The sequence below is a fragment of the Pseudomonas synxantha genome (assembly GCF_900105675.1).
GTDB lineage: Bacteria > Pseudomonadota > Gammaproteobacteria > Pseudomonadales > Pseudomonadaceae > Aquipseudomonas > Aquipseudomonas synxantha.
The window spans coordinates 5,004,280-5,016,625 of record NZ_LT629786.1; the positions used below are offsets into that span (position 1 = coordinate 5,004,280).

At 59.3% G+C, this 12,346-nt stretch carries 13 protein-coding genes; 7 read left to right on the forward strand and 6 right to left on the reverse strand.

What is annotated here, in order from left to right:
• Window positions 1-18 precede the first annotated feature (18 nt).
• From catA to BLU48_RS23250, 3 genes are read right to left on the reverse strand one after another with little or no spacing between them, the layout of a single operon-like run.
• Complete coding sequence (gene catA / locus BLU48_RS23240) at window positions 19-948, reverse strand: catechol 1,2-dioxygenase (RefSeq protein ID WP_057013104.1); 930 nt, start codon at window positions 946-948, stop codon at window positions 19-21.
• A gap of 43 nt (window positions 949-991) precedes the next feature.
• Entirely contained in the window at window positions 992-1,282 is a 291-nt protein-coding gene (gene catC, locus BLU48_RS23245) for a muconolactone Delta-isomerase (RefSeq protein ID WP_043046752.1), read from the reverse strand.
• A gap of 11 nt (window positions 1,283-1,293) precedes the next feature.
• Window positions 1,294-2,421, reverse strand: coding sequence for a muconate cycloisomerase family protein (locus BLU48_RS23250; RefSeq protein ID WP_057025194.1), 1,128 nt, complete (start codon window positions 2,419-2,421; stop codon window positions 1,294-1,296).
• 114 nt (window positions 2,422-2,535) lie between these two features.
• Here BLU48_RS23250 and BLU48_RS23255 point away from each other — a divergent pair, with 114 nt between their 5' ends.
• Window positions 2,536-3,411, forward strand: a complete 876-nt coding sequence (locus tag BLU48_RS23255) for a LysR family transcriptional regulator (RefSeq protein WP_057025159.1) — start codon at window positions 2,536-2,538, stop codon at window positions 3,409-3,411.
• A 67-nt stretch (window positions 3,412-3,478) separates the two neighbouring features.
• On the opposite strand, the gene BLU48_RS23260 is transcribed toward BLU48_RS23255, so the two are convergent.
• Entirely contained in the window at window positions 3,479-4,471 is a 993-nt protein-coding gene (locus tag BLU48_RS23260; RefSeq protein ID WP_057025158.1) for an AraC family transcriptional regulator, read from the reverse strand.
• A 311-nt stretch (window positions 4,472-4,782) separates the two neighbouring features.
• Here BLU48_RS23260 and antA point away from each other — a divergent pair, with 311 nt between their 5' ends.
• The 4 genes from antA (at window position 4,783) to BLU48_RS23280 (ending at window position 9,163) form a co-directional block, all read left to right on the forward strand.
• Entirely contained in the window at window positions 4,783-6,174 is a 1,392-nt protein-coding gene (gene antA, locus BLU48_RS23265) for an anthranilate 1,2-dioxygenase large subunit (protein WP_056845954.1), read from the forward strand.
• Window positions 6,174-6,665: an anthranilate 1,2-dioxygenase small subunit gene (gene antB, locus BLU48_RS23270; RefSeq protein WP_056845953.1), complete on the forward strand. Its 492-nt coding sequence runs from the start codon at window positions 6,174-6,176 to the stop codon at window positions 6,663-6,665. The genes antA and antB overlap by 1 nt, the downstream gene beginning before the upstream one ends.
• An 18-nt stretch (window positions 6,666-6,683) precedes the next feature.
• Complete coding sequence (antC, locus tag BLU48_RS23275) at window positions 6,684-7,691, forward strand: anthranilate 1,2-dioxygenase electron transfer component AntC (protein ID WP_057025157.1); 1,008 nt, start codon at window positions 6,684-6,686, stop codon at window positions 7,689-7,691.
• 71 nt (window positions 7,692-7,762) lie between these two features.
• On the forward strand, window positions 7,763-9,163 hold the full coding sequence (locus BLU48_RS23280; protein ID WP_057025156.1) for an amino acid permease: 1,401 nt from the start codon (window positions 7,763-7,765) through the stop codon (window positions 9,161-9,163).
• An 82-nt stretch (window positions 9,164-9,245) separates the two neighbouring features.
• Here the strand turns inward: BLU48_RS23280 and kynA are convergent, their stop codons facing one another.
• On the reverse strand, window positions 9,246-10,103 hold the full coding sequence (kynA, locus tag BLU48_RS23285; protein WP_043046745.1) for a tryptophan 2,3-dioxygenase: 858 nt from the start codon (window positions 10,101-10,103) through the stop codon (window positions 9,246-9,248).
• Window positions 10,100-10,750 (reverse strand): arylformamidase, encoded by a 651-nt coding sequence (kynB, locus tag BLU48_RS23290; RefSeq protein ID WP_043046744.1) that lies wholly within the window; start codon window positions 10,748-10,750, stop codon window positions 10,100-10,102. The genes kynA and kynB overlap by 4 nt, the downstream gene beginning before the upstream one ends.
• A gap of 329 nt (window positions 10,751-11,079) precedes the next feature.
• Between kynB and BLU48_RS23295 the strand changes: the two genes are divergently transcribed.
• Complete coding sequence (locus tag BLU48_RS23295) at window positions 11,080-11,424, forward strand: cupin domain-containing protein (RefSeq protein WP_003230905.1); 345 nt, start codon at window positions 11,080-11,082, stop codon at window positions 11,422-11,424.
• Between the two features lie 499 nt (window positions 11,425-11,923).
• Window positions 11,924-12,124, forward strand: a complete 201-nt coding sequence (locus tag BLU48_RS23300) for a hypothetical protein (RefSeq protein WP_057025155.1) — start codon at window positions 11,924-11,926, stop codon at window positions 12,122-12,124.
• Window positions 12,125-12,346: the final 222 nt, after the last annotated feature.

A 12,346-nucleotide genomic window follows, 5' to 3' on the forward strand; every position in this document is an offset into this window, starting at 1 on the left:
CCCACATTCTGCCCGCGCTCAGTCCTCGAGAGCCCGTACGCGTTGCATGCGCTTTTGCTCCACCGGCGCATCAGCCACCTGCAACTCAAAGTCAAAATCAATCTGCGCAAACCGCCCTTGCACACCAAACTCCCGTGCCAGCTGCGGATCGTCACTGAAGCGAATCTCGGCAATCAGTTCATCGCGCGTGGCATAGGCAAAGTCATCATGCAGGTAAGGATCATCCGACAGGTTGATCTGGGTGGTCAGGTGCCGGTGCCCGGGCGCCGAGATGAAGAAGTGGATGTGCGCAGGGCGTTGTCCATGGCGCCCCAGTTGGTCGAGCAATTGCTGCGTCGGCCCGGTGGGCGGGCAGCCATAGCCGGAGGGCACGATGCTGCGAAAACGGTAGTTGCCCTGGGCGTCGGTTTCGATGCGTCGGCGCAGGTTGAATGCCGACTGAGTCGGATCGAACCATGAATAGGTACCGCCCGTATTGGCCTGCCATACATCGACAATCGCCCCCGCCAGTGGCTTGCCATTGGTATCGCGCACTTGCCCACGCATGAACAACGGCACCGCGTCATCCTGGCCATCATCCAACCGCGCTTCGTACTTCGACAACGGCGCGCCGGCTACGTACAACGGGCCTTCGATGGTGCGCGGTGTGCCGCCGGACTTGCCGGCCTGTTCATCGGCGGCGTCCATCAGCAGGTCGAGGTAATGCTCCAGGCCCAGGCCTGCGGCGAGCAGGCCGGCTTCCTGGTTTTTGCCCAGTTCATTGAGGTAGTTGACCGCCTTCCAGAATTCTTCCGGGGTCACTTCCAGGTCTTCGATGATGTTCACGGTGTCGCGCAGGATCCGGTACATCAGCGCCTTGGCGCGCGGGTTGCCGGCGTCATTGAGGTTACCGCTGGCTTCTTCGAGAAACCGTTGGGCGTGAGCAGTCTGGGACAGGCGGATGGTCATGGTGCATTCCTCATCTTGTCATTATTAGCTTTTTAAAAGGCGCTTAGCGGTCGTCTGCATGGATCGACGACGGGTGCCGGCACAGCGCATTCACTTCGATGGCCATGTAGGGAAACAGCGGCAGTTGCATCAGCAGGTCGTGCAGGTCCTGCACGCTGTCGACATCGAACACGCTGTAGTTGGCGTAGTGCCCGGCGATGCGCCACAGGTGGCGCCATTTGCCCTCTTGTTGCAGGCGCTGGGCCAGGGCTTTCTCTTCGGCCTTGAGGCTGTCGGCGCGCTCGGGGTGCATGTCGAGGGGCAGGTTTACGGTCATTTTTACGTGAAACAACATGGCAGCGCCTCTTAGTGTTTGTCACGACGGAAGAACGCCAGGCGCTCTTCATCGAGCGCCAGGCCCAGGCCCGGCGCAGTGGAAATATGCAGCTGGAAATCGCGGTATAGCGGCTGCTCGGTGAGGATGTCTTCGGTCAGCAACAGCGGGCCGAACAGCTCGGTGTCCCACGCCAGTTTGCTCAGGGTGAGGAATGCATGGGCCGAGGCCAGGGTGCCGATGCCACCTTCGAGCATGGTGCCGCCGTACAGGCCAATGCCGGCCGCTTCGGCAATCGCCGCCGTGCGCAACACGGCGCGAGGCCCGCCGTTCTTGGCGATCTTGAGGGCGAACACCGAGGCCGCGCCTTCGCGGGCCAGGTTGAAGGCATCCTCGACACACTCAATGGACTCATCGGCCATGATCGGCACCGGGCTCGACAGGTTGAGCCGGGCCATACCGCCGCGGTTATTGCGCGAAATCGGTTGCTCGATCAAGTCTATGCCGTTGTCACCAAGCACTTGGCACGCCCGCAGGGCCACGGCTTCATCCCAGGCCTGATTGACGTCGACACGTACACTGGCACGCTCGCCCAGGGCCTTCTTGATCGCGATCACATGGGTCAGGTCACGGCTGATTTCACCGGCGCCGATCTTCAACTTGAAGATGCGGTGGCGGCGCAGGTCGAGCATCTTCTCGGCCTCGTCGATGTCTTGTTCGGTGTTGCCGCTGGCCAGGGTCCAGGCCACCGGCAGCGCATCGCGTACACGCCCGCCGAGCAGTTCGCTGACCGGCAGGCCCCGGCGTTTGCCGAGGGCGTCGAGCAAGGCGCTTTCGATGCCGGACTTGGCAAAGGTGTTGCCGCGAATACTGCGTTCCAGGCGCAACATGGCGGCGTTGATATTGTTCGCATCCTGGCCGATCAACAGCGGCGCGAAATGGCGGTCGATGTTGACTTTGATGCTGTCGGGGCTCTCGTTGCCGTAGCTAAGGCCGCCGATGGTGGTGGCTTCGCCGATGCCTTCGATGCCGTCGGCGCAACGCAGGCGGATGATCACCAAGGTTTGGTTTTGCAGGGTGTGCATCGCCAGCTTGTGCGGGCGAATGGTAGGGAGGTCGACGATGATGGTTTCGATCGACTCGATGACGCAGGTCAGCATGGCAATACCCATTGGGTTCTTTATAGGTTTTGGCCGATTCTGTGCCGTATTTTTGCGGGGTTCCAATATAGAATGGGTCTCAAGCAATACCTTCAAGGTATGAAAGGAGCCGATATGGAACTGCGACACCTGCGCTATTTCCAGGTGCTGGGCGAGACCCTCAACTTCACCCGCGCCGCCGAACGCCTGCACATCGCCCAGCCGCCCTTGAGCCGGCAGATCCAACAGTTGGAGGATGAACTGGGGGTCATTCTGCTGGAGCGTAGCCGCCCCTTGCGCCTGACCGAGGCCGGGCGATTTTTCTATGAGCATGCCAATGTGTTGCTCGAACAATTGGACAAGGTCTGCGACAACACCCGGCGCATCGGCCTGGGCGAAAAGACCTGGTTGGGCATCGGCTTTGCGCCCTCGACCTTGTACGGCGTGCTGCCGGAATTGATTCGGCGCCTGCGCAATCATGAGGCCCTGGAGCTGGAGCTGGGCTTGTCGGAAATGACCACCCTGCAGCAGGTCGACGCGCTCAAGGCCGGGCGCATCGATGTGGGCTTCGGACGGATTCGCATCGACGACCCGGCCATTGTCCAGCGGGTATTGGTGGAGGATCGCCTGGTAGCCGTGCTGCCCAGTGGTCACCCCTTGCTGGACGCCCCCGCCACCCTCGCCCAGTTGGCCGCCGAACCCTTTGTGCTCTACCCCGGCAACCCGCGCCCCAGTTATGCCGACCATGTGATCGCGCTGTTTGACGCCCATGGCTTGAGCCTGAAGGTTGCACAGTGGACCAACGAGTTGCAGACCGCTATCGGCCTGGTGGGTGCCGGGATGGGTGTGACATTGGTGCCGGCGTCGGTGCAGGTGCTGCATCGGGCGGATATTGGCTATACACCGGTGGTGGAAGCTACTGCGACCTCGCCGATCATTCTCAGCCGGCGGGTAAATGATCAGTCGCTGGGGCTGAGTCATTGCCTGCAACTGGTGGAAGAGTTGATCTGAGATTCCATATGCACCACAAATCCAGTGTGGGGGCTTGCTCCCTCCCACAGTTTGATCCTCATCGTTTTCAAAGGCTGCGCAGGCGCTTGCGTTGCAGGGTTTGGCTGGGGGATTCATCAAACTGCTTGCGGTACTCCGCTGAAAACCTGCCTAAGTGAGTAAACCCCCAACCCAACGCAATTTCCGAGATGGTACGCACCGAGCCCTGCTCAAGAATCTCCTGACGCACAGCCCCCAGCCGATGCTTCTTCAGATAAGCCATGGGCGAGAGCGCAAAGTACTTGCGAAACGCATCGAACAGCTTGAACCGCGACACCCCGGCCGCCGCCTCCAGATCCTCCAGGTGCACGGCTTCGCGGGCGTTGTCATGGATGTACTGGCGCGCACGGATCAGGTAATGCGGCAGTTTTACGCCCAGCACGTCACGCAGCTCTTCGGAGTAGTTATTCGGCTGGGCCAGGATCAGGCCCTTGATCAGTGAGCTTTCCAGGTCGCGGGTGAACGCCGCCTGCTCGTACAACTCGCTGCGGCATTCCAGCTCGGCGATGAAGTAACGCGCCATGCGCCACCACGCAGCCGGGGCACCTTCCACCGCGTCCATCACTGATTCAAAGCGCAGCGGCGCGTCGATGGGCCGTTGCAACAAACCTTCCAGCGATTCACTCATGGCTGCGCGGGTAATCACCACCTGCAACTTGCGGCAGTCACCGGAAATCGCCAGCACCTGGTGTTCATTGGGTGAAATGATCACGCCCTGGTCGCGGTTGGAACTGAGGCGTTCACCGTTCTTGCTCAGTTCCTGCTCGCCCACCAATGGCAGGCTCAGGCTGTAGCTGCTGAAGTGCTCGGCGTCTTCGATGTCGATGGTCACGTCGGTGCCGTATTCGATCACGCCCAGGGTGGTGGCGCGGGACTTGAACACGTTGGCACTGTGGTGAAAACGCAGGCGTTCGGGCGTCGCCGTTGCCAGGCGATGGGGGCCGCAAATACCGGACATCCAGCTGCGGGCGCCCTCCAGGTCGAAGCGTTGGATATGAATATCGCGTGTCTGGCTACTCATCGGGCTGCACCCACGGCGGTTAGGCGTTTGCGCGCTCTGGCGGCGCGTCGTTGAACATCGACAGCAAGTTCCAAGCCACGCCAGCACCATCACCACCGGGTGGATAGCAAAGGTCGACTATGTGGATAAAGCCCAGGCTTTCGTGACCTTCACCTGCAATCACAGTAGCGCATGCTGTCACTTGCGCGCACCGCCGTGGGTATTTGCTGCCCAACTTTGCGGCCCAGCTTCCCCCATTAAGCGGATAGCCCGCCACCACCTCACAGGCTCTTAATGGCTCACCGTTTAGCCATGATCAAAAGGTGCCTCCCATGAGTGGTGCAAGAAGCGTCGAGCAGTGGAAGAGCTTTATCGAAAGCTGCCTGGATTTTCGCCCGGCCGATGCGGTGTTTCGCATCGCCCGCGACATGTTTACCGAGCCCGAGTTGTTCGAGCTGGAGATGGAACTGATCTTCGAAAAGAACTGGATCTACGCCTGCCACGAAAGCGAGCTGGCGAACAACCACGACTTCGTGACGATGCGCGCCGGGCGCCAGCCAATGATCATCACCCGCGACGGCGAAGGCCGGCTCAACGCGTTGATCAATGCCTGCCAACATCGCGGCACCACCCTCACCCGGGTGGGCAAGGGCAACCAGTCCACCTTTACCTGCCCGTTCCACGCCTGGTGCTACAAGAGCGACGGCCGGTTGGTGAAGGTCAAGGCACCGGGGGAATATCCGGAGGGGTTTGATAAAGCCACCCGAGGCCTGAAAAAAGCCCGCATCGACAGCTACAAGGGCTTTGTGTTTATCAGCCTCGACGTGCAGGGCACGGATAGCCTGGAAGACTTCCTCGGCGACGCCAAAGTGTTTTTCGACATGATGGTGGCGCAATCCGCCACGGGGGAGCTGGAGGTGCTGCCGGGCAAGTCCGCCTACACCTATGACGGCAACTGGAAACTGCAAAACGAAAACGGCCTGGACGGTTATCACGTCAGCACCGTGCACTACAACTACGTGGCCACGGTGCAGCATCGCCAGCAGGTCAATACCGAGAACGGCACAGGCTCCAGCACGACCTTGGACTACAGCAAGCTCGGCGCCGGCGACGCCAATACCGACGACGGCTGGTTCGCCTTCAACAACGGCCACAGCGTGTTGTTCAGCGACATGCCCAACCCCAGCGTGCGCTCCGGCTACGCCACGATCATGCCGCGACTGGTACAAGAGCACGGCCAGCAAAAGGCCGAGTGGATGATGCACCGCCTGCGTAACCTGAACATCTACCCCAGCCTGTTCTTCCTCGACCAGATCAGCTCACAGCTGCGCATCATCCGCCCGGTGGCCTGGAACAAGACCGAGATCATCAGCCAGTGCCTGGGTGTGAAGGATGAGTCCGATGCGGATCGCGAAAACCGCATTCGCCAATTCGAAGATTTCTTCAACGTCTCGGGCATGGGCACGCCGGACGACTTGGTGGAATTTCGCGAAGCCCAGCGCGGTTTCCAGGGCCGCCTGGAGCGCTGGAGCGATATCTCACGGGGCAGCCACCGCTGGGAAACCGGGCCTACGCCCAACAGCGAAGCCATTGGCATCCAACCAGCCATGACCGGCACCGAGTTCACCCACGAAGGTTTGTACGTCAACCAGCATCGCAACTGGCAACAGTTCCTGCTCAAGGGCCTGGACCGGCAAGCGCTGACACTGCGGGAGGTGAAGTGATGAATGCACAGTTGCAGTACCAGATCGAGCAGTTTTTCTACCGCAAATCCGAACTGTGCGACGCCCAGGACTGGGATGCCTATGTGCAGTTGTTCGACCCGCAGAGTGAATTCCACCTGCCGCAATGGGACTCGGAACACGTCTACACCCGCGACCCCAAGCGCGAGATGTCGTTGATCTACTACGCCAACCGTTCGGGCCTGGAAGACCGCGTGTTCCGCCTGCGCACCGGCAAGGCCGCCTCGGCCACACCGATGCCGCGCACCTTGCACCTGATCAATAACGTACGCATTGCCGAACAAAGCGACGGCACCTTGGAGGTGCGCTTGAACTGGCACACGCTGTTTTATCGGTTGGCTACGTCCGAGCAGTTCTATGGGCACGCAACCTATCGCCTCAAGCCCGAGGGCGACAGCTGGCTGATCACGCGCAAGCACGCCTTGCTGCTCAACGACACCATCAACTCGGTGCTGGATTTCTATCACCTCTGAAGCACCGGAGCTGTTCAGATGACTCACAAAGTGGCCTTCAGCTTTGCCGATGGCAAAACCCTGTTTTTTCCGGTGGGCGCCAATGAAATTCTCTTGGATGCGGCCCTGCGTAACGGTATCAAGATCCCATTGGATTGCCGCGAAGGCGTGTGCGGCACCTGCCAGGGCCGCTGCGAATCGGGAAACTACACACAAGACTACGTAGACGACGAAGCCCTCTCCAGCCTCGACCTGCAACAACGCAAGATGCTCAGTTGCCAGACCCGGGTGCAGTCCGACGCCACCTTCTACTTCGACTTCGATTCAAGCCTGTGCAATGCGTCCGGGCCAGTGCAGGTACGCGGTACGGTGAGCGACGTGCAGCAGGTCTCCACCAGTACGGCGATCCTGCAGGTGCAACTGCAGCAGCCACTGGATTTCCTGCCCGGCCAATACGCTCGCCTCGCGGTGCCCGGCACCGACAGTTGGCGCTCCTACTCCTTCGCCAATCGGCCGGGCAACCAACTGCAATTCCTGGTGCGCCTGCTGCCGGATGGGGTGATGAGCAAATATTTGCGCGAGCGCTGCCAGGTGGGCGACGAGATGCTGCTGGAGGCGCCATTGGGGGCGTTCTACCTGCGCCATGTCACCCAGCCGCTGGTGCTGGTGGCGGGCGGCACAGGCTTGTCGGCGTTGCTGGGTATGCTCGATGAGCTGGCGGCCAACGGCTGCGCGCAACCGGTGCACCTGTACTACGGCGTGCGCGGGGCCGAGGATTTATGCGAAGCGGCGCGTATCCAGGACTACGCGGGGAAAATCCCGGGCTTTCGCTACACCGAAGTGCTCAGCGAACCCTCCGATGACTGGTCCGGCAAGCGCGGTTACCTTACCGAACATTTCGACCTGGCCGAATTGCGGGATAGATCGGCGGATATGTACCTGTGCGGCCCCCCGCCAATGGTCGAATCCATCCAACAATGGCTGGCGGATCAGGCACTTGATGGCGTTCAGCTGTATTACGAAAAGTTCACCCAGAGTAATATCTGACCCTCAGCACTTCTGAGGGGCCGATGCGGCGTGCACTCACCCTTGAGAAAAACAAGTAGAAGGGAATGTTAATGGCGGATGACATGGTTAACCCGGTGGGCCTCAAGCGTGGCCTGAAGAACCGGCACATTCAGCTGATCGCCTTGGGAGGGGCGATTGGTACAGGCTTGTTCCTCGGCTCGGCCGGGGTACTCAAGTCGGCGGGGCCGTCGATGATCCTGGGCTATGCGATTGCAGGCTTTATCGCGTTCCTGATCATGCGCCAGCTCGGCGAGATGATCGTCGAGGAGCCGGTGGCCGGTTCATTCAGCCACTTCGCGCACAAATACTGGGGCGGCTACGCGGGCTTCTTGGCGGGCTGGAACTACTGGGTGCTGTATGTGCTGGTGGGCATGGCCGAACTGACGGCGGTGGGCAAGTACATCCAGTTCTGGTGGCCGGAGATTCCGACCTGGGTCAGCGCGCTGGTGTTCTTTGTCGCGGTGAACCTGATCAACACCCTGAACGTGAAGTTCTTCGGCGAAGCCGAGTTCTGGTTCGCGATCATCAAGGTGGTGGCGATTGTCGGCATGATCGTGCTCGGCTGCTACCTTTTGTTCAGCGGCACTGGTGGCCCGCAAGCCTCGGTTAGCAACCTGTGGAGCCATGGCGGTTTCTTCCCCAATGGCGGCATGGGGCTGTTGATGTCCATGGCCTTCATCATGTTCTCGTTCGGTGGCCTGGAGCTGGTCGGCATCACCGCCGCCGAGGCCAGCGAGCCACGCAAGGTGATTCCCAAGGCGATCAACCAGGTGGTGTACCGCATCCTGATTTTCTACGTCGGCGCGCTGACCGTGCTGTTGTCGCTGTACCCGTGGGATCAACTGCTGCAGACCCTCGGCGCGTCCGGCGATGCCTACAGCGGCAGCCCGTTTGTGCAGATCTTCTCGCTGATCGGCAACGACACCGCCGCCCACATCCTCAACTTCGTGGTGCTGACCGCGGCGTTGTCGGTGTACAACAGCGGCGTGTACTGCAACAGCCGCATGCTGTTTGGCCTGGCCGAGCAAGGTGACGCGCCCAAGGCGCTGATGAAGCTCAACAAGCAAGGCGTGCCGCTGCGGGCGTTGGCGATTTCAGCCTTGGTGACGATGCTGTGTGTGGTGGTCAACTATGTCGCGCCGCAGAGTGCCCTGGAGTTGCTGTTTGCGCTGGTGGTTGCTTCGCTGATGATCAACTGGGCGCTGATCAGCATCACCCATATCAAGTTCCGCAAGGCCATGGGCGAGCAAGGCGTGACGCCGTCGTTCAAGACCTTCTGGTTCCCGTTCAGCAATTACCTTTGCCTGGCGTTCATGCTGATGATCATCAGCGTGATGCTGGCAATCCCGGGGATTCGCGAGTCGGTGTATGCGATGCCGGTGTGGGTGGGGATTATCTATGTGGCCTATCGGCTGCGGATGAAAAACGCGACGGTTGCAGTAACGCAATAAACCATGTGGGAGGGGGCTTGCTCCCTCCCACATTTTTAACTGCATTCCAAATGAAAAGCCCCGGTAATCCGGGGCTTTTTGTTTAGAGGGTGGAACGTACTCGCCAGAGTTCGGGGAACAGCACCGTGTCGAGCATCTTGCGCAAATACCCCACGCCTTCGGTGCCACCAGTGCCCGGCTGGAAGCCGATGATCCGCTCCACCGTGGTCACATGCCGGAAGCGCCATTGGCGGAACGAATCCTCCAGGTCGATGAACTTCTCGGCCAACTGATACAAATCCCAATACCGGCTCGGGTCGCGATACACCTCACGCCACGCCGCCTCCACCGACTCATCATGCACTGTGGCCGCCGTCGGGTCGCGCTCGGCGCGCTGGGGGTCAATCGCCAGCCCCGCCTTGATCATCAGGTTGATCGCCTCGTCATAGAGCGACGGCGTGGCAATCGCCACCTGAAGCTCCTGCAACAGTTCCGGCCGATGAGCATGGGGGCGCAGCAATGCCGGGCTCTTGTTGCCGAGGATGAATTCGATCTCGCGGTACTGGAACGACTGGAACCCCGACGACTGCCCCAGGAATGGGCGAATTGCCTTGTACTCCGACGGCGTCATGGTCGCCAGCACCGCCCAGGCGTGCACCAGTTGGTCGAAGATCCGCGAGACTCGCGCCAGCATCTTGAACGCCGGCGGCAACTCACCCAGGCGCACGTGTTCGCGGGCGGCCTTGAGTTCGTGGAGCATCAGTTTCATCCACAGCTCCGAAGTCTGGTGCTGGATGATGAAGAGCATCTCGTTGTGGTCAGGCGACAGCGGGTGCTGGGCGCTGAGGACTTTGCCCAGGTCCAGGTAGTCGCCATAGCTCATGGACTCGGAAAAATTCAGTTCGGCGTTATGCCATTCTTCCGGTGGCTGGTAATCGGCAGAGAAGGGACATTGGCTCATCGCGTGGGCTCCTTGAGCGGGCGCAGGATTGCGCGGACCGGGCTGGCATCGAGGTTGGCAAAGCGCAGCGGCAGTGCGATCAGTTCATAGTCGCCCTCCGGTACCTCATCGAGCACGATGCCTTCGAGGATCGCCATGCCGTGACGGGCTACCGCGTTGTGGGAATCCATGGTCTTGGACTGTTGCGGGTCCAGGGACGGCGTGTCGATACCGATCAGGCGCACACCCAGGCTGGCGAGCAGTTCAATGGTTTGTGGGGCGATGGCGGTGAAATTCGCATCCCATTCGGTGAGCGGCGCTTGTGGATAAGTGCGCAGCAGCACGCGCTCCGGCAGGTTATCCACACGGCCTTGCAACTGGTGTGGCTGCACTAGCGCGCCGCTGCCCAGGCAATGCAGCACCCGGCACGGGCCCATGTACACGTCCAACGACACCTCGCCAATCGGCGCACCGTCGGCACTGTAATGCAGCGGAGCATCCACATGGGCGCCAGTGTGCGGCGACAAGGTCACGCGCCCCACATTCACCGGGCACTCAGGGCCGAACTGCCACACGCGCTCTTCCTGGAACGGCGTATCGCCAGGCCAGGTCGGGGTCGCCGTGCTCAAGGGCGGGCTGATATCCCACCACGTTTTTATTGGGTTCATTGCAAGGCTCTCACGGGGTACTGGGGTGAATGATACGAGGGCCAGCTCTGAATTTTCTTGCGAATTCTGGCGTCATAGGCGAATTCTTTCGCAGTTACTGCGATAAAAAGACAAATTACCGAACAATTCACACAGATCCAATGTGGGAGGGGGCTTGCCCCCGATTGCAGTGTGTCAGTAGCCATAGCAGTGACTGACACACTGCTATCGGGAGCAAGCCCCCTCCCACATTAACTGCGCTTCTGGGCATACCGATGTCGAGTCCAGACCACCAGCCCCGGCCGCGACGCTATAGGGTTCGACTCTTCTACCCTTGCCTCGGAGGCATCATGTCCAAGCCTATCACCGTACTGCGCGACACCCACCCACTGCCGGTCCTGGATGCCTGCAAATGGGAAAAGCTTGAAGGCGACCCGCACACCGTCAATCTCAACGCCTACACCAGCGAAGACGGCAGCAAGATCATGGGCACCTGGATCTGCACACCGGGCAAGTGGTACGTGGAATACGTGAAGTGGGAATACTGCCATTTCCAGGAAGGCTACTGCGTGATCACGCCGGAAGGCATGGAGCCGATTCATTTGCGCGCTGGGGATATCTTTGTGGTGGAGCCGGGGATGAAGGGCACGTGGGAAGTGGTGGAGACCGTGCGCAAGTACTTCGTTTTTGCTTGATCCCGTCACCTGAAAAGGGCCATCCCGGCCCTTTTTGCTGCAACGCCATGACCTCGTGTCTACGCCCCTTATTGCCCCCGCATCACAAAAGAACAAAACATACAACAGCCGTTTTTCCGAGCTGTATTTTTCAGCAAAACGCTGGAAAAAAACCTGCATAATGCAAAAAATCACCTGCCCCATCTATCAACGCGCACATACACTACTTTAGTTATAGCTAGTATTAGTTTTGACAGCATCGCCTGCTTCGTATAATTTCATTGGAACCTCGTTAATACCCAGACTCATCGGATTATAATCACATGATAATAGCGACCTGGGCAAAAGGTGCAGACGTTCACATTATCTCAACTTTCAACCCACACCCGTGGAAAATGCCAGGAGAGTTGAATTAGAATCCTGTTGTATTGGCTGCACGGTTCTAAGCTTTCCAACTTCTCGAAACATTACTGTCCGCGGCAGTTGAGACCGCGCTTTTGTATGTAAAAGGACTAGAAAAATGCCTGATAAAACTACGCGCCTGACCATCCTCATCGACGCGCCGACCAAACAACGGCTGGAATCCTTGTCCAGCGACGTTGACCTTACTATCTCTCAGGTCATTCGCAAATTGATTCGCGACCATCTTCAACAATACGACAATCCCATTATTTCTCCTGTCCGAGAGCCGGCAAAGGAAGATTCGTCGCTGTTTTCCTGATAGCTATATGTAGACCTCAGCACACTTACGAACAATAACTCTGTAGCGACAAAGTTTGCATTTTTTGACCAGCCTGCACGTCAAATAATAATTATTGTCGTCAAGTTATGATGCATGGAGAGTTTCGCCTATGAAACAGCAACTGCTCGCCTGCTACACTCTTTTGAGCAAAAACGTTAAAGAGCTGACTGTCTCGCCAGACGCCCCGCACACCTGCACCTT